Here is an 18,043-nt window from a genome sequence, read left to right as displayed (position 1 = left end):
TGATGACCACATTGTGAACATCACGGCTTCAGTCGTTTTTGAGAGCAAAAAAATAAACGCCAAACTAAATCAGTGGCGTCGCGACCTTTCTTCGCTTTAGAGCAGAGACAATTCGATTTCGCCCTGAATCTTTGGCTTGATACAAAGCTTTGTCTGCCTTGCCATACAGTAGATCGAAGTCGAATTGGCGTTGATCAGAGGTGATTGAAGCATAACCCACAGACGCGGTTAAATATTGGCTAGTGCTACTTTTACAATGGAGAATTTTTGCATCTTCAATACTTTGTCGAATCGACTCTGCACGCTGCTTTGTTGTTGTGTGATTGGTGCCGATCATCAACAACATAAACTCCTCACCGCCGATACGGCAGAAGGTTTCTTGATCACCGTAAACATGAGTGCTCAGTATCTTGCCAATGGCACGTAAAGCGACATCCCCCTCAGTATGGCCATAGACACTGTTGTACAAACCAAAATGGTCAAGATCGACAAGAATTAACCCAAAGGTGACCTCATTCTGCGTAGCAAATGCACCTTGTTCCTCACAATTCAGATTATCTAAAACTTGTGACAGCATACGGCGGTTACCAAGGCGAGTCAGTGGGTCGAGTTTAGAAATTACATCGAGCTGTTCATTCGCATTTTCAAGCTCTTGAGTTCGCTTGCTAACCTCTTGTTCTAGGGTTTCATTGAGCTTTTTGATTTCCTCTTGCGCCATGGTTCTTTGTAAGACTTCAGCAAGGCTAGAGGCGAAGATACGTATCACTTCACGCAGTTGTGAAGTTAAAGGGCTTCGTGTTAGCAAATTATCCGCAGCGATAAACGCAATCGGAACGCCTGTATTTGTGGTGAGCATTGTCATTGCCGTCCAGCCAACTCCGACAATATTATAATCATGATAAATTGGGACCGATTCTTCAAAAGCAACTTGATTAGGGCAAGTGCGGGCCGCAGATACAATGTCGCGCTCTACCAGCTCTGATCGATAATAAGACTCATCGACAATATCGCCTTTTATATCGGTACCCCAAGTACCTTGCATGTAACTGCAATTTTTATCGGTAAGGAAAACGGCTAATCGATCAATGCCTAAATGCTGAATAGCAAAACTGACGGCGGACTTACACACAGCACTGACGCTATCGCAGCGAGATAACTCAACCATACTCGAATGCAGCATTCGGATGTTCAGTTCTTGGCGTTTACGAATGTATATCTGAGACAGCAGAGAGCCGAACGATTCAAGCATCTGCTTTTGGTAATTGGTAATTGGCGAGCGGTGAATGTAGTTGTCCATAGCAATCCAACCTACGGGTTTATCCCCTTCACGCAAGATAAGCATGCCATTCCACCCTTGCCCTACAACCTTACCTTCAGTGTAGAGTGGAGCATGTTCAATAACGACCAAGTTAGTGTGGTTGTCAGACAATGCCTCGATATATTCCGATTCAAGCTGATGCAGGTCATATTGAGTGTGATGTTCGCTGTTGGTTTTTCCTAGTTCATCGGTGCCGTAGGTGCCACTAAAGCAACGCTTTTTCATATCAAGCAACATAAATATGGCGCGATCAAAACCAAGTCTATCGCGTACCGCCTCTACCGATGCTTTGTAGAGTGCATCCAATGATTCAGGGTTCGAGAGCTCTAACGCCACCTGATGAACCAATTTCATATTCTCTACAAACAACTCTCGAAGCTTAATTTCATCAAGATATTGCGCTTCACGTGTGTCCCTATGCTTAATCTCGATAGCTGCATTTTTTTCTGCACGAATACACTGCCAGCGAGCGGCCGCTAGTTGAAGGACATCAAGATCTTGGTCGAACGTTTGGTTGATCTGCTGAGCATTGCAATTTTGAACAATTAAATAAGTTCTGCAGGCAGGCGCGTTGTCTAGCATCATGATGAACGACTCACCACCCAGCACCTCCATGTGTTCCCACTTACAAGTATTGATAGACATTGGAAGCACACCATCTGCGGTATCAAACTGGGAAACCCAAGGCCAAAATGTTGAGGGATACTTGTCGAGGGAGGTTAGCTCACCGCAAGAAAACAAGGGTAACGAATCGCCTTCTGGTGTTGGCTCGGCAAATACTCCTATCCCTTTTGGTGCGAGCACCTCAACAAGGTAACCAAAAAGAGATTCTGCCAACAGACGGTGGTCGCGAGTAGCAGATATTTGTTTTGCAAAGGCTTTAACAGGCACAGCTTCCGTCCATTGGCTAATGAGATTGAAGCAAAAATACCGAAGCCTTGATATGCAATCAATGTAACTAAAAATGAGATGTTAAGCGGGTCGCAATTTCACTTTTTACATTATCACAAGCATGAGAAGGACGACAAAAATGGGATTTCCTGCCCAAAATTTCATCGACATTAAGACTTTTTTAGCGACATAAAAAAGCCCCACATTAGAGTGGGGCAAAACTTCCATCGCTTATAGTTATAGTGATAATTCTGTCGATCTATTCGATTATCTAACCTGCGTTTCAGTTAGCGTGCTGTCCTTTAAAAAAACTAAAACAGCACTGAGTTAATCGAATTAACCAAAGTCACCGTTTACGTAACCTTTAGTACGATCATCTTTTGGTTCGCTGAAGATAACACTCGTTTCGTTGTGCTCTACAAGCTCTCCCATTAGGAAGAAAGCCGTGCGGTCTGAGATACGACGCGCTTGCTGCATTGAGTGCGTTACGATAACGATAGTGAAGTCTTTCTTCAGGTCTTCCATCAATTCTTCAATCTTGTGTGTCGCGATTGGATCAAGTGCCGATGTAGGCTCATCCATCAGGATTACATCCGGTTCCATAGCAATCGTACGAGCGATACATAGACGTTGTTGCTGACCACCAGACAAACCAAATGCGTGTGCTTTAAGACGGTCTTTCACTTCATCCCAAAGTGCCGCACTGCGTAGTGAACTTTCTACTACTTCATCAATGTGTTTTTTGTCTTTGATACCTTGAGCACGTAGTCCGTATGCCACGTTTTCATAGATACTCATTGGAAATGGGTTTGGCTTTTGAAAAACCATGCCGACTTTGATACGTAGATCAGCCACATCGATATTGCCGTAGATGTTATCGCCATCCATCTCAAGAAGGCCGGTGATTTTTACACCTTCAATAAGATCGTTCATTCGGTTCAAGCAACGTAATAGCGTTGATTTACCACAACCCGACGGGCCAATCAAAGCGGTCACTTGGCGCTCTGGCACGGGTAGGTTGATTGATTTAAGCGCTTGGTTTTCGCCGTAAAAAAGGTCTAGGTCTTTAATATTAAATTTGTTCATATTCGTAATCTCGTAATTCGTCAAAGTCTGTACTGTTTTTGTTTTAGGAGCTCATTTGGCTCTAGAAAACCCTGCTTAGTAAGTTGCAGTATTAAAACGTCTTGCGATCAACTTCGTGAGTGTGTTGATCAGCAGTACAAGAACAATCAGTACTGTTGCTGTGCCGTATGCTTGATTCCATTCTTCAATCGTAAATAGCTCAGTCGTTAACTTATATAAGTGAACGGTTAATGTACGGCCAGAATCCAATAATGAATCTGGGATACGAGCAACCATACCTGCGGTCAAGAATACTGGCGCTGATTCACCAATAACACGACCAATACTCAGAATAACTGAAGTGATAATACCCGGCATTGCACTTGGTAGAATCAAACGCCAGATTGTGTAGATTTTAGAAGCACCTAAACCATATGAGCCTTCACGATAAGTTTGAGATACCGCCATCAACGCTTCTTCAGTAGTACGAATAATCACTGGAAGAATCAAGATACTCAGTGTCAACGCGCCCGATAGGATAGAGAAACCTAAACCTAAAATAGCTACGAAAAATGTCATACCAAACAGACCGAAGATGATTGACGGAATACCTGCTAATGATTCGGTACAAAATCGAATGATCTTAACTAAGCGACTGCCTACTTTTGCGTATTCAGTCAGGTAGATTGCCGTCATGATACCCAATGGCGCCGCAACCGCAATCGAAGCAATAACCATGTAGATGGTCGAGATGATCATCGGAAAAATGCCGTGCTCATCGCCCGTTCGCGTGTAGTCATCCGTGATGAAATTCCAATCAACGTGCTGTAAGCCGTTTGAGAGGATGTACCACATAATCCAGAACAAGAAGCCCACCGTTAACGCGGCAGCAGCCCATATAAAACCACTCAGAACGGCGTCTTTACGTGCGCGGGCTTTCTTTAACGCGATTTTATTCATCGTCTTACCTTGCGGGTTCGTAGGATTAGTTTGAGGTGCTACGTTATTTTCTAAAGACATAATGTTACCTCGCCTTCTCACGGTTCAAGTAAAGGAGAATTGCATTCAGAGACATGATGAAAACAAGGAGAACAACACCCGTCGCATAGAGCGCACTTGCGTGAATACCACTCGCGTAAGACATTTCAATCGCAATGTTCGCGGTTAGTGTACGCGCTGAATCCAAGATACCTTCAGGCATTGCCGGCGCATTACCCATCACCATAATGATTGCCATCGTTTCACCAAGAGCACGGCCTATACCCAAAATTACGCCCGTCATAATGCCTGAGCGAGCAGCCGGAACGAGCAACTTAAAGATGGTAAAGATCTTTGAAGCACCTAACGCTAAAGAGCCTTCTTTGTACGTTCTTGGTACAGCACGGATTGAGGTTTCAGAAACCGTAATTACCGTCGGAAGGATCATCACTCCCAATACAATAATACCCGCCAAAATCGTGTTACCCGCAGGCACTTGAAATACGTTTTGAATCAGGGGAACGATAATAACGAGACCGAAGAAGCCGTAAACTACCGAAGGTATACCCGCTAGCAATTCGACAGCAGGACGAATGATGTCCGCCAGACGCTTTGGCGCGATTTCAGCAATAAAGATTGCCGTTAACACACCAATCGGCACACCGACCACTACTGCACCTAATGTCGATACGACAGATGCCACAATCATGGTAGCAACACCGTAAAGTGCTGGTGGTAGCCAGTTCTGTCCTAGCACGATGCCCGATAGGCCCGCTTCCTGGAACGCAGGGATACTTTCTCTAACGATGAAAAAAGCAATAACAGCAAGGGATACGATGCCGATGATTGCGCTAGTAAGGAATAAGCCGTGAAAAATACGCTCTTTCCAATCTACACGCTTCTTTTTACGTAAGCCGCGTTTCAGTTGAGTCGCTTCGCTATTCATAAGCTGTTCACTATTCGTTGCGATGGTCATAACAAGTCTCACATATCGAAATCCTTAACACGCTGTATAAGCGTACGGATTAACTCGAAGTGGGATAGAAAAGGCTCAGCCTGAAAAGGTAGGCTGAGCAATATTTAATTAATTGAGATATAGATTAGTTAACTGAGATGTAGCCTTTGTTCTCAACAAGAGATTGAGCTTCGTCAGTTAGCATCCAATCTAGGAACTTTTGAGTTTCAGAAGAAGGCTTACCTTCTTTGTAAAGTACTAGGAAAGGACGAGCTACTTTGTAAGAACCGTTCTTAACGTTGTCTACAGATGCTTCAGTACCGTCAATTGCAAGCGCGTTTACTGAGTTATCTACTGTACCTAAAGAGATATAGCCGATTGCGTAAGGGTTAGATGCAACCATTGTTTTTAGTGCACCGTTACCGTTAGCAACTTGAGCACGTTGAGAGATTGCTGATACTTTCGTGCCAGAAATCTTCATTTTAAGAGACATGATGTCTTCGAATGCACCGCGAGTACCAGATGCTGTATCACGAGTGATTGCTACGATTGGCTTGTCCGCACCACCAACGTCTTTCCAGTTTGTTACTTCACCTTTGTAGATAGCCGTTACTTGCTCAGCCGTTAGACCGTCAAGACCATTCTTAGGGTTAACCACGACTGCGATGCCGTCACGAGCAACCACTTCTTCAACTAGTGTTGTTTCTTTCTCGCTATCTTTAAGGTTACGAGAAGACATACCTAAATCTGCACTGCCGTTCTTCGCCGCTTTAACACCAGCAGACGAACCAGGGCCTTGTACTTCGATAAATACGTTTGAATTCGTTTTCATGTATGTTTCAGAGAAAACTTCCATCAGTGGCGTCACGCTGCTTGAACCAACTGCTGAAATAGTTTCTTTAGCTGAAGCTGGAGTCACTGTTAGTGCACCTAAAAGAGCGATTGCACCGATAACTGTCTTTTTCATCACAAATTTCCTTAAGTGGCGTTATTGCCGTTGTGTTTAACTTGAACGGTGCCCACTTTAGAATCTGAATGTGACAGTTGTGTTTCATTAAATTGAAGCCTATATGACAGCTGACATTTATTTTCGTCTTTTTTCGTGTCAAATAACCTTGAAGCAATAAGTTTAAATAACTCATAAACGTTAAACACTTATTTCAATCTATTTAACCCAAATCGTTCAACATTCCACCAATACCGAACATTACCAATTACAACACACCAAACCATAACGGGAAAACCATAGAGAAATAAAGAAAAACGCTCATCTTGCACAATAAATAACCGTAATTTATCAATTACCTATCGCATATATCTAAATCGAATGTATTACTGATTGAATTGTCATTCTCAGTAGTTAGAATCACGGGATAATTATAATAAAAGCAATTGCATCGGCTCATTTACTTATTTATAGAGGGACAATTCATGCGCCAACTTCTCAGTGGCTTATCAATTAAAATACAAATTCTTATTCCAGTACTCTTTTCCGTCGTATTACTTTTGACGGGTGTCATCATCGGTGGTGACAAGCTGGAAAACGCATTTAAAGATGTATCAACAGCAACAGATCAACTCATTCTACATAAAGAAGAACTCAGCGAAATCGTCGACAATAGTTACGGCATGCGCATCAAAGCAATCTATAGCTTGTTCAACCCTGATGATGTAAACACACTCGTTGAAACGCTTAATCAAAAACGCGATCAAAACTCACGCCTACTGAGCTCATTAGACACAGTGCCAGGTATGCAAGATGAAGTCGCAGCAATGAGCAAAGCGATGGACCATTACGTTAACTTTTCACGTAATACCATGCTTCCCCTGTTAAAAGCAAAACACGGTAATTCAGTGCTAACTTCTGACTTTGATACTCGTTACCAAACGGCAATTGACCAATACCGCCATGCAGGTAACGAAATGGTAAAAGCAATCGACAGTCTTTCTAAAAAGCTAAACTTGCTTGCTACTCAACAAGTCCATACCAATGGTCAGCAACACACTAGCACCCTAAATACTGCGACTATTGGGCTTTTAGTGATTCTTTCTATTGCTCTTGTTATTAGCTGGACACTGGCTGGCATCATTGTTAAACCAATCAACAATATTCAGGCAACCATGCGCGAAGTAGCAAAAGGTAACCTGCTAGTAAAAGCCGAAGAACATGGAGACAATGAGATCTCACGTCTTGCGCAAGACGTAAACAAATCCGTTGAGCAATTGCGTGACACGGTAAGTTCACTGTCTCGAATCAGCATCGAAGTTGCGTCAGCATCGACTGAACTAGCTGCTGTAATGACACAATCAAGTGCGAACTCAGACCAAGAGAAGCAAGAAGTGGAACAAGTTGCTTCTGCCGTGAATCAACTTGAGAGCACAGCAGCAAACGTCAACGAAAATGCAGTACAAGCCGACTCCGCGTCTAAGCAAGCTGACGAAATGGCGACACACAGCATGAGCTTGTTTAATGAAAGTAACCAAGCAAACGAGCAAATGGCGATTCAGCTTAGCGAAGCTGCGAACGTTGTTGGCACGCTAAAAGAGCACTCAGAGAAGATTGGTAATGTCATTGAGGTTATTCAAAGCATCTCAGAGCAGACTAACCTTCTTGCGCTTAACGCTGCCATTGAAGCCGCTCGTGCAGGTGAAAGCGGACGTGGTTTTGCGGTTGTAGCTGATGAAGTGAGAATGCTAGCAGCACGTACACAAGATTCGACCAAGGAAATCCAAACCATCATTGAAGGCTTGCAGGTTCAATCTGGAAACGCGAATGAGAGTATGAGCAGTTCGCTGTCTATGCTGGAGCATAACCAGACGCTTTCGGGTGAGGTAAGCTCTGCACTTTCCGGCATTGCGAACTCAGTAACGGATATCACGGAAATCAACACTCAGGTCGCCGCTGCTGCAGAAGAGCAAAGCCAAGTGACTTCAGACATTAACCGTAATATCTCAAATATCTACAGCTTAGTAAGCCAAAACGTAACCGGCATTACCCAAGCAGCAGCAGCAAGCCACGAGTTATCAAACCTCGCTGAACAACAAAAGCAGCAGTTGGGCTTCTTTAAGGTTTAAGGGGTAAGGGTTAAGGGTTAAGGGCGAATAATCTTTAAGGTTCAGCTGTAACGGCTTATGGTATAGGCTCTAGGATACAAAATTTAAGCCTTAAACTGTAAGCACTTACTTAACATGTACAGATTGCAGTAACCGACCTTCATTATTAAGCCAACTATTGAGTCATCAGTAGTTGGCTTTTTTAATTGCTGGAGATTACTGATCGCTCTCAGCAGCTCTGATTCTTTCAATCGCTTCGACTCTTCGAAGTTGTTCGGGCTGAAAATGCGTAGTCCGAAGCTGTGCGATAGTCTCTTGTTGCTCAATTTCTGAGAGTGCTGAGTCATTCAAAATGTCATTTCGTTCAACAAAGTAAATATCTAAAGCTCCATCAAAGTCCGCCCTTTGTTGATCAAGCGCTTCGAGCCTCTGTGTTGCTTCTTCTCCGACCAGTTCACTTCTTTTCAAGTATTTACCTTGTTCGTCTAGACCTTCTGAACTGGATAGCTGTGGGAGTAATACCTGATTCTGATGGCTCATTTGAACGTAATCTGGCTGTTCAGATAGATAAGACTCAAGCCTTTGCTGATATTCTGACTCGTCTAGCCCTTCTTGTTTCAGAAGTAACTTTTCTAAAGCGATTTCCCTCATTCTGTTGTCATGGGTAAACAAAATACTTATCTCGCTCTCACTGAAAAACTGTGCTTGAAGATCGAGGAGAGCTTGATTCAGTGCGCGTAAGTCCTCAGCGGATATAGAGGTGTTGTCGAATTGCACGTCTAATGCTGTCAGTGCCGCCTTGTACTCAAGATACTTGGCAAACAGTGCTTTATCGACAATCGTAGCTTGTGATTGCTCGTGGTGTTTTGCCACATTGTCGCGAATATCTTCGAGGGTTAATTCTGTATTGCCTGACACGAAATATTCCATCATGTCTTTAGCTGACGCACTATCGATTTCGGTATCTTGTTGAGAGCTAACCTTCAATGAAGAAGCGCTTTGTTCGCTGTTATTATATGAACTTGTATCTTCCTTCTTTAGATATAAAAAGACCGCCGCTGTACTCATCAGGGCTATCGTGGTTATCGACAAAATGGCGATCTTTTTCATCATACTTTCCTTATTCTCTTAATGAACGGTTAGTGCTACCTAAAGGCCAGCCAACTTCAATCGATTGGCATGCTGACGATATAAGGTCACTGGATCGGTCTCAAAAAGATGGTGGATACCCAATAGTCCATTGATCTCGTCTAGGTGATTCATTTTGTAATCATCACCAATCACTTTGCCCAAATGCGCGCTACATGCTCCCACTAACCCGTCATTAGGTTCATTAAAAGCTAAACCAAGGATTGTCATCGCTCCGTCGGTAGGATCAAGAAGGTTGGTAAAAGTGGAAGAGCCTGTCCATGAATAATAATAGACACCGTTGTTTGCTTGCCATTCACCATCACCACACTCAGACGTTGGCACGCCTTCAGGGTAAAACTGATTGAATGCAAGCGAACCTTCAGTGGTCAACGCTTCAAGAGATGCAAGCCCATCTTGATCTAGATCCGTTCCACCAGATAACAGGTTGATAAGCGCCGTTAATCCACCAGCCAACTTAACCGCAATACCTTCCGCGGCTGAACCTTCTGATACGGTTCCACGTACGAGGTCGGCTACTTTCGAGCCTTTATGAACACCACCAATGCTCGTCACCGAAGCAACAAGATCAGGTCGAACCGATGCGACATAGCGCGCAGTAGGACCACCGTGACTATGACCAACTAGATTCACTTTACTTGCGCCTGTCGCGGCTAACAGCGTCTCAACTTGAGCGAGTAACTGTTCACCACGAACTTCGGAACTGTTGGTAGCAGAAACCTGAGCAACGTATACGCTCGCACCATCTTTAGTTAGAGACTCCGGTACGCCATAGAAGTAATCCACGCCTGCTAATGTATCGAAACCAAACAAGCCGTGTACCAACATAATAGGGTATTTCGTTGCAGTGTATCCGCTGGTTTCTAATGCTGATGCGCTTGTTCCGGCATAGACACCAAAACTGGATAGGCAGGCTATCGTCCAAATTAATATCTTTTTCAATGCTCTTTCCTTAAACAGATTAGACCTCTGATGAGTAAAGAAACCGTAGATGATGATTTTATAAAACAAAAAGTAACAACTTGATATTTGTGATATTGAACTTGAATTAAACAATTGTGATGAACATAGAAAATGCAACGTCGCTTGATACTACCAACAGATAAACCACTGATTAAATTAAAATTTACCTCCCACCCTTCTGATAACGTTTTCATTTCGGCATTCAATAGACAAATCATCCCGTACAGGTCAATGACGACGTGTTTGCCTGCGATAGTTCGTTAAAATCAAATGTTAGATATTAGCTATCTCATTTCGAAGCCATTGTTTTTCAATCAAAAAGTGGTTGGAACTTTGACACTGATGCCAGTTATGAGCCGCTAATAAACTGAATGTATTGACGAGAGTTATTGGTTTTAGATATAGGTCATACCAGTTATTTGCAATTCAGTTATTAAAACAGCCACAAGCAACAACGTTTTGTTTGGCTCACAAAATATAAAAGAGAATACAGTGATGAAAAATACGGCTTTTATACTCGCGTTAACCCTGCCTTTTGGTGCTTATGCAGCTGAAGATTCAATACCGACACCTGAATCTATTACATCCGCACAAGTACTTAGTACACAAGGTTCAGAGACCTATTCTTATGTTCGATGCTGGTATCGAACCGATGCCTCACATGACTCTCCAGCCACCGACTGGAAATGGGCGAAAAAGGAAAATGGTGATTACTACACAATCAATGGATACTGGTGGTCTTCTGTATCCTTCAAGAACATGTTCTACAGTGACGCTCCTCAATCTGAAATCAAGCAGCGTTGTGAACAGACGCTCGACATCCAACATGACGCCGCAGACATCACTTACTTTGCAGCAGACAATCGCTTCTCTTATAACCACTCGATTTGGACAAATGACAACGTTGTCCAAGCGAACACCATCAACCGTATCGTCACCTTCGGTGATAGTCTTTCTGACACCGGTAACCTATTTAACGGTTCTCAATGGGTTTTCCCGAACGCTAACTCATGGTTTTTAGGGCACTTTTCAAACGGTTTAGTCTGGACAGAGTATTTAGCCAAGGCGAAAGATGTGCCTCTTTATAACTGGGCAGTAGGTGGGGCTGCTGGCACCAATCAATACGTCGCATTAACCGGAGTATATGACCAAGTCACCTCTTACTTAACCTATATGAAAATCGCCAAAAACTACCGCCCAGAAAACTCGTTGTTTACTTTAGAGTTTGGCCTCAATGACTTTATGAACTACAACCGAGAAGTGGCTGATGTAAAGGCCGATTTCAGCAGCGCTTTGATCCGCTTAACGGAATCTGGTGCAAACAATATCCTGCTGTTCACCTTGCCCGATGCAACCAAAGCACCTCAATTCAAATACTCAACTGAACAAGAGATCATTAAAGTTCGTGGCAAGATTTTAGAGTTCAATCAATTCATCAAGACGCAGGCCAAGTATTACCAAAGCATGGGTAAAAACGTGGTGTTGTTCGATGCGAGTGCGTTGTTCGCCAGCATTACCGATAATCCAGAGCAACATGGCTTTCGAAACGCGAGTGATGCCTGCCTTAATATCAATAGAAGCTCAGCAGCCGACTACCTAAAAAGTCACAGCTTAACCAATGATTGCGCAGCGTACGGATCAGACAGCTATGTCTTCTGGGGAGTAACACACCCAACGACCGCCACCCACAAATACATTGCCGACCATATTTTGGCGTATTCATTCTCAACCTTTGATTTCTAATGCTTTTCGAATGACTCTGAGTCCTGAGACAACACCTCTCAGGTGCAGAAACCAGATACAAAAAAACCGCCCTTCATCGGCGGTTTTTATTTACGCTAGTTTGTATAAAGATCTGTATTTATAAACATAATCTTTTAGCTCACGCGAGTTGATTACTCGTCGTCAGTTTTTGGCGCAACTTTCTTCTTAGGGATAAATACTGTATCACCCACTGCCACATTCTTGTGGAAGCTCTTATCACGCTTAACCGGTTTTTTCGGCGTTTTCTTAGCTTGAGTGTTGGTTTTCTTCTTCGCAGGACCGCCTTTAGCAAAAGCAGGTTTACGCGGCTTAATACCTTTGAATTTACCTTTTAGACCTTCAAGTACAGAGAAAGTAAGATCTTGTTGAAGGTAAAGCTCAACACGCTTAAAGCTATCCCAGTCTTTTGGACCAACCAAAGAGATTGCATCACCTTTGTTACCCGCACGACCAGTACGACCAACGCGGTGCACGTACTCTTCTGTATGCTTAGGCATATCAAAGTTGATAACGTGGCTTACGTTTGGAATATCGATACCACGTGAAGCAACGTCTGTTGTTACCAAGATCTTGTAAACCGCACGCTCGAACTGGCTCATGATTGCATTACGTTGCGTTTGGTTTAGGTTACCGCTCAATGCCACCGCTTTAAGCTTCTTCTCGTTTAGCTTCTCGGTTAGGCGATCAGTATCAGCACGAGTTGCCGTGAAGATCATCACCTGACGGTATTCAGCTTCTTCAATAACACGATCCAGAATTGCTTCTTTATGATCTAGATGGTCACATAGGTAAAACTTCTGAGTGATATCAAGGTGCTGTTCGTTAGAAACACCCACTGAGATGCGTTTAGGCGAATCTAGCATTTCATTTGCAATGTCGTTCACTTCCGCGTGATCAAGTGTCGCAGAGAACATCAACGTTTGACGGCGACGGTGTTTAGCTGCGTTCGCGATACGACGCAATTCAGGTGCGAAACCTAAATCTAGCATACGGTCAGCTTCATCAAGGATCAGCGTTTCAACACCATCTAAAAACAGTGAGCGGTGCTCAAGGTGATCCGCAAGGCGGCCTGGAGTCGCAACAATAAAGCGAGGGTACTTACGCAAAGCCTTAACTTGGTCGTTAAAGTTTTCACCACCCAAAATAAGTGTGGCTTCGTAAGATAGACCACCAAGCATGCTACGCAGCTCGCCATAAACTTGTTTTGCTAGCTCACGAGTAGGAGCCAAAATTACACCACGAGGATCTTTAGCAGAAAACGCTTTTGTTTTTAATGCCTTATGTATCATTGGCAACACAAACGCCAATGTTTTTCCTGATCCCGTTTTTGATGAAGCCAATAGATCCTTACCAGCAATAGCAACAGGGATCGCTTTTGATTGGATCTCTGTCGCCTTCTTGAAGTCGTAATGTTTTAAGTTCTTCAGTAAGCGGTTATCTAAGCCTAAATCTTTAAAGTGCAAAGGACTCTCCAGTCATGATGGTATTGAATAAAATTAATTTAACGTGACATGATACCGCGAAAGTACTTTATAAGGATAGAGATCACAGAAAATTTATCCCTTTATCTATCGTTTGCTAGAACATTGTATGCATTGCTCGCAAAGAAATAACTCTCCAAACACATCAAAACCGGCTCTCACCCCTCCATCTCATAAACGAGACATAACGTGACGCTCAGCTAATTACCTCAAAAATTTAGTAATTTCTCTAGTTATTGTTTTTGCAGTTAAAAAATTAGTCGCTACAATCATTAATGAAGCGACTATATGATAAAGAATGTATAGCGCATCTTTTGATGATAAATAAGCAAGGAGTTCTTATGAATAAGACGTTAATCGCAGCTGCAGCCTCAGTTTTCATTTTAGCTGGTTGTTCTTCTGAGCCAGAAGAAGCTGCAATGTCACAAATGGATCAATTGACTAACCAAGTTGCTGAGCTAACCAGTGAAGTTGAAGCACTTAAAGGCGATAAAGCGGCAGCTGAAATGAAAGCTCAAGAAGCAGCTGCAGCCGCTATGGCAGCAAAAGAAGAAGCGGATCGTGCTAACGACCGTATCGACAACATCGCAGAGTCTTACACTAAATAGTTTGAGAGCTCAGTGCGATTAAGCTGTAGATTAAATCAGTCGCAAAATGCAGTAAATAGACAGCACCACCTCTTAACGGATGTGGTGCTTTTTTTGGGCGTTACTAATTCGAGTAAACAAAGATAAACGCCCCTTATTACAGAAGAGGCAATCAAATTAGAACTCAATCACAGGTGGTGCTATCTCAACAGGCACGCCATTTTGAGCAAATATCACCGCTTTCGCTTTTGAATTTGGTAGATCTGCATCTTCAAGCCACCATTTTAATTCAACGGGGATTTGCAATAATTTCTTAGAGCCGTCGCTTCGCGTCAATGGTTCGTGAGCTTCAACAAACACGCTTCTATCAGGCTCTAAAGACACTTTGATAGGCTCATCGATTATTGTGACTTGCTCACCACGACTAACCTGTTCAAAAAGCCACTCAATATCTTTAGGTTCCATACGGATACAGCCGGAGCTGACTCGCAAGCCTATCCCAAAGTCTTTATTGGTGCCGTGTATCAGATAATCACCTGCACCATAAGCAAGTCGTAATGCATACTCGCCCAGAGGGTTTTCCGGCCCAGCAGGAACCACTTTTGGTAGCTCAATCCCTTTCTCTAGATACTCTTTACGAATTGAGTTTGGAGGCGTCCAAGTCGGATTGGGTCTTTTTTGGCTTATCTTAGTGATCATCTCTGGGGTATCTCGCCCCACTCGACCGATGCCAACAGGAAATACGTGCACCTGATTTTTCTCAGGTTCAAAGAAGTACAACCTTAACTCGGCAAGGTTAATCACAATGCCTTTTCTCGGCGTATCCGGCAGAATCAGACGACTAGGAATACTTAACACATAACCTTCAGCAGGAAGAAAAGGATCAACGCCTTTGTTTGCCGCCATTAAAGAGAGAAAACCAATATCGTATTGCTTAGCAATGATGGCCAACGTTTCGCCCGCTGCCACTTCATGCTGCTGTATTCTTCCGACAATACGACTTTCAGTTGGCGGCAACTCAAAAGTTGCAGCAGACACACACGACGAAGCCATCGCTGCCACAAACAAGGAGACCCTCACTAGAGGTAAAGCTACCTTACGTATCTGTGTTCTCATTGAGTGCAAAGGCGTCGAGTTAGCGCAATACGACATACAATTCCTTGGTTTGTCTTTTTATCAAAGTTTAGATTATCGCTGATCAAACGTCGCGACAACGTATTGTTGCTCCAAGCTGATATGCAACAGGCTTTTATTTGTCGTTTTTCGTCTGGACATAGCGTAATTTAACCACACAAAATCGATTGCCTCTAAACTTTCAACATATTTGGTTATCTATATGAATAATACTTTAAAGGTAGAGCAAATTTGTGACAAACATCTCACGGAGCCTCGTTTTAACTCGCTAATATTGCCTCAACAAAACGAATTCAATTCAACAGAATCGGTAATTAATAAAACCCTGTTCCTATAATTACCGTTAAAACTTTGGAGAACGACCATGGCTACACCTCATATTAATGCTCAAGCTGGTGATTTCGCAGAAACTGTACTTATGCCAGGCGACCCGCTTCGCGCAAAATACATTGCAGAAACATTCCTTGATGACGTGAAGCAAGTTTGTGACGTTCGCAACATGTTTGGTTACACAGGCACTTACAAAGGTAAGAAAGTTTCTGTAATGGGCCACGGTATGGGTATTCCATCGTGCTGCATCTATGTACATGAGCTAATTGCTGAGTACGGCGTAAAGAACGTTATTCGCGTAGGTAGCTGTGGTGCGGTACGTGATGACGTGAAACTAATGGACGTTGTTATCGGTATGGGTGCATCGACTGACTCAAAAGTAAACCGCATTCGTTTCAACAACCATGACTTCGCGGCAATCGCTGATTTCGGTCTTCTAGAAGAAGCCGTAAACCAAGCACGTGCACAAGAAGTTCCAGTTAAAGTTGGTAACGTATTCTCTGCAGACCTTTTCTACACTCCAGAAGCTGACCTTTTCGAAAAAATGGAAAAGCTAGGCATCCTTGGTGTTGATATGGAAGCAGCTGGTATCTACGGTGTTGCTGCGGATCTTGGTGCTAAAGCTCTAACTATCCTAACAGTATCTGACCACATCATCCGTGGTGAGAAACTAAGCTCTGAAGATCGTCAAAAATCTTTCAACGACATGATGAAAGTTGCTCTAGAGACTGCAATCAACATCTAACGAATTGATAAGATACATTGAAAAGCGTTACCCCGCAGCCAAGCTCACTTGGCTGCTCAAATAATCCCGAGGGGGAGATCGTGTCTAACGACAAGCTGCCAAAAGATGCGGATGGTTTGCAACTCAACTTTTGTAAAACATTGGCGTGTGACAACTTTGGCTTGAGCGATGCAAAACGGTATGTTTTGCAACACGCAAACCCTAAGCGTCCAGCGATGGTTTGTCATGAATGTGGAGCTTTCCCCCCCTTACTTAACAATCGTGAAGTGTTAAGCGAACTTCATCGCCTAAGACAACTTCACAGCGACGGGCTCCCTGCTTGTCGTAATGATGATTGCGATAACTTTGGCTTATCGGTTCATACCCACAAACATCTTTATCATGCCTTCGGCTACAGTGGCGATAGGCAGCGTTACAGATGCAAAGACTGCCAATCAACCTTCGTTGATAAGTGGTCAGGATCCAACAAAAAACTTCAGTTTCAAGAGAACCTCATGGGCTTATTGTTCATGGGGTATTCAGTACGTGAAATTTGTAGAAAGTTAGAGATCAATCCAAAGACTTTCTATGATCATGTTGACCATATCGCCAGTCGCTGTCGTCGCAAGTTAGCGATGATCGATGCTCGTTGGGTCAACCATGCTAAAGATTACGAATTCGCTTCTCACTACCAACGCCTGCAACCGAAAAGCAACAATGGTGTGGTATGGATAGCGACTGGCGAGGCACACTCTGGCTACATCCTTTGCCAACACGTCAATTACTCTCAAAATGAAGAACCATCTGGAAGTGCTGATCACAACCCTTATGATGACGTTGCACGCTTTGTGTCTAAAGAGCACTCTTCAGAAGCGAATCTCGAACTTCCTCAGCCGTCTGACAAACTGAAAGAGCGCATTGAGCAGCAATACCAAGTGATTCTTGCGAGAGGTAATGTCGAGGATCCAATGGGGAACCTCACGACATTCAGTTACCCTTCGAAGGGCGCGCTAATTCGACCGCCTTATACTTCCTATGCTCACTTCCTACACGTGCTTGATATGTGTGATGAGAATAAGCATGTCACGATCTATATGCCACAAGACCCATTACTAAGATCTGCCGCTCTAAGCGTTTGCTTGCCGCGTATTCAGAGTCAAAATGTTGACCTTATGTATGTAGAGGAAGACTCAGGTTGGCAAGATGACCAAAATTTTGAAAAGATCGACATCGTTCATATGAGTTGGTGGCGCGATCGTTGGGCTATCGCGAGTCAAGGTGACAGTCAAAAAGGTATCTGCTACCTAACGGGTAATAATCCAGAACCAAAACAGTGGTTTAATACAGCTTCAATTCAGCAAACAAAGTTCTATCAACAACGTTTTCAGTTGTTATTTGATAGCTTCATCAATGAGCCAAGACGTAAACTTCGTCCTGGGGGCATTCTTCCATTACTCGACATATTTAGATCTTGGCACAATCTGTGCTACCAAGATAAGCAAGGGTTGACGGCAGCACAACGCTTAGGTGTGACAGAGCAGCCATTAACTCTTAAGCAATTGCTTTCATAGAAATTTACCATCTAGACAAGCGCTCTAGAACTCATTGATTTCAAAGCAAAAGCATGAGATAACACCCAGAATTGGAAAA

General features: G+C 43.3%; 14 protein-coding genes. 5 read left to right on the top strand and 9 right to left on the bottom strand.

Translation table 11 applies throughout. The features are described from left to right. Window positions 1-64: 64 nt before the first annotated feature. From AB4180_RS03570 to AB4180_RS03550, 5 genes are all read right to left on the bottom strand, one after another. Entirely contained in the window at window positions 65-2,209 is a 2,145-nt protein-coding gene (locus AB4180_RS03570) for a GGDEF domain-containing protein (protein WP_102249426.1), read from the bottom strand. Window positions 2,210-2,545: 336 nt separating this feature from the next. Beyond that, entirely contained in the window at window positions 2,546-3,295 is a 750-nt protein-coding gene (gene pstB / locus AB4180_RS03565; protein WP_102249427.1) for a phosphate ABC transporter ATP-binding protein PstB, read from the bottom strand. 75 nt (window positions 3,296-3,370) lie between these two features. Further along, complete coding sequence (pstA, locus tag AB4180_RS03560; protein ID WP_012600195.1) at window positions 3,371-4,234, bottom strand: phosphate ABC transporter permease PstA; 864 nt, start codon at window positions 4,232-4,234, stop codon at window positions 3,371-3,373. 64 nt (window positions 4,235-4,298) lie between these two features. Then, window positions 4,299-5,228, bottom strand: coding sequence for a phosphate ABC transporter permease subunit PstC (gene pstC, locus AB4180_RS03555; RefSeq protein WP_009845821.1), 930 nt, complete (start codon window positions 5,226-5,228; stop codon window positions 4,299-4,301). A 124-nt stretch (window positions 5,229-5,352) separates the two neighbouring features. Further along, window positions 5,353-6,174, bottom strand: a complete 822-nt coding sequence (locus tag AB4180_RS03550) for a phosphate ABC transporter substrate-binding protein (RefSeq protein WP_009845822.1) — start codon at window positions 6,172-6,174, stop codon at window positions 5,353-5,355. Between the two features lie 464 nt (window positions 6,175-6,638). On the opposite strand from AB4180_RS03550, the gene AB4180_RS03545 reads away from it, so the two are divergent. Then, window positions 6,639-8,282, top strand: coding sequence for a methyl-accepting chemotaxis protein (locus tag AB4180_RS03545; RefSeq protein ID WP_009845824.1), 1,644 nt, complete (start codon window positions 6,639-6,641; stop codon window positions 8,280-8,282). 195 nt (window positions 8,283-8,477) lie between these two features. Here AB4180_RS03545 and AB4180_RS03540 read toward each other — a convergent pair whose 3' ends face one another. Both AB4180_RS03540 and AB4180_RS03535 read right to left on the bottom strand, forming a co-directional pair. Continuing rightward, a complete protein-coding gene (locus AB4180_RS03540) occupies window positions 8,478-9,371 on the bottom strand; it encodes a lipase secretion chaperone (protein ID WP_102249428.1) in 894 nt (297 codons plus the stop codon). Window positions 9,372-9,410: 39 nt separating this feature from the next. After that, entirely contained in the window at window positions 9,411-10,352 is a 942-nt protein-coding gene (locus AB4180_RS03535; protein ID WP_102249429.1) for a triacylglycerol lipase, read from the bottom strand. 516 nt (window positions 10,353-10,868) lie between these two features. Here AB4180_RS03535 and AB4180_RS03530 point away from each other — a divergent pair. Next, window positions 10,869-12,116, top strand: coding sequence for an SGNH/GDSL hydrolase family protein (locus tag AB4180_RS03530; RefSeq protein WP_029223172.1), 1,248 nt, complete (start codon window positions 10,869-10,871; stop codon window positions 12,114-12,116). Window positions 12,117-12,268: 152 nt separating this feature from the next. On the opposite strand, the gene AB4180_RS03525 is transcribed toward AB4180_RS03530, so the two are convergent. After that, window positions 12,269-13,600 carry a DEAD/DEAH box helicase gene (locus AB4180_RS03525; RefSeq protein ID WP_009845828.1) on the bottom strand — a complete coding sequence of 444 codons (1,332 nt, stop codon included), beginning with the start codon at window positions 13,598-13,600 and terminating at the stop codon, window positions 12,269-12,271. 359 nt (window positions 13,601-13,959) lie between these two features. Between AB4180_RS03525 and AB4180_RS03520 the strand changes: the two genes are divergently transcribed. Then, complete coding sequence (locus tag AB4180_RS03520) at window positions 13,960-14,226, top strand: Lpp/OprI family alanine-zipper lipoprotein (RefSeq protein ID WP_009845829.1); 267 nt, start codon at window positions 13,960-13,962, stop codon at window positions 14,224-14,226. Window positions 14,227-14,382: 156 nt separating this feature from the next. Here the strand turns inward: AB4180_RS03520 and AB4180_RS03515 are convergent, their stop codons facing one another. After that, a complete protein-coding gene (locus tag AB4180_RS03515; RefSeq protein ID WP_017096243.1) occupies window positions 14,383-15,357 on the bottom strand; it encodes a L,D-transpeptidase family protein in 975 nt (324 codons plus the stop codon). Between the two features lie 346 nt (window positions 15,358-15,703). On the opposite strand from AB4180_RS03515, the gene deoD reads away from it, so the two are divergent. Together deoD and AB4180_RS03505 are read left to right on the top strand one after the other, a co-directional pair. After that, window positions 15,704-16,414 carry a purine-nucleoside phosphorylase gene (gene deoD, locus AB4180_RS03510; RefSeq protein ID WP_004732072.1) on the top strand — a complete coding sequence of 237 codons (711 nt, stop codon included), beginning with the start codon at window positions 15,704-15,706 and terminating at the stop codon, window positions 16,412-16,414. An 80-nt stretch (window positions 16,415-16,494) separates the two neighbouring features. Continuing rightward, a complete protein-coding gene (locus AB4180_RS03505) occupies window positions 16,495-17,964 on the top strand; it encodes a lactate dehydrogenase (protein ID WP_372081756.1) in 1,470 nt (489 codons plus the stop codon). Window positions 17,965-18,043 lie beyond the last annotated feature (79 nt).

Source organism: Vibrio sp. 10N.286.49.C3, assembly GCF_041469545.1.
Lineage (GTDB): Bacteria > Pseudomonadota > Gammaproteobacteria > Enterobacterales > Vibrionaceae > Vibrio > Vibrio tasmaniensis_A.
The sequence above is the reverse complement of the archived record's forward strand: the minus strand, read 5'-3'. Positions and strand labels throughout refer to the sequence as shown.

Bases quoted from the DNA above. Each gene is read 5' to 3' on its own strand.
- pstC (WP_009845821.1), bottom strand. From the start codon at position 5,228: ATGACCATCGCAACGAATAGTGAACAGCTTATGAATAGCGAAGCGACT.
- AB4180_RS03530 (WP_029223172.1), top strand. From the start codon at position 10,869: ATGAAAAATACGGCTTTTATACTCGCGTTAACCCTGCCTTTTGGTGCT.
- deoD (WP_004732072.1), top strand. From the start codon at position 15,704: ATGGCTACACCTCATATTAATGCTCAAGCTGGTGATTTCGCAGAAACT.
- AB4180_RS03540 (WP_102249428.1), bottom strand. From the start codon at position 9,371: ATGAAAAAGATCGCCATTTTGTCGATAACCACGATAGCCCTGATGAGT.
- AB4180_RS03550 (WP_009845822.1), bottom strand. From the start codon at position 6,174: ATGAAAAAGACAGTTATCGGTGCAATCGCTCTTTTAGGTGCACTAACA.
- pstB (WP_102249427.1), bottom strand. From the start codon at position 3,295: ATGAACAAATTTAATATTAAAGACCTAGACCTTTTTTACGGCGAAAAC.
- pstA (WP_012600195.1), bottom strand. From the start codon at position 4,234: ATGAATAAAATCGCGTTAAAGAAAGCCCGCGCACGTAAAGACGCCGTT.
- AB4180_RS03515 (WP_017096243.1), bottom strand. From the start codon at position 15,357: ATGTCGTATTGCGCTAACTCGACGCCTTTGCACTCAATGAGAACACAG.
- AB4180_RS03545 (WP_009845824.1), top strand. From the start codon at position 6,639: ATGCGCCAACTTCTCAGTGGCTTATCAATTAAAATACAAATTCTTATT.
- AB4180_RS03520 (WP_009845829.1), top strand. From the start codon at position 13,960: ATGAATAAGACGTTAATCGCAGCTGCAGCCTCAGTTTTCATTTTAGCT.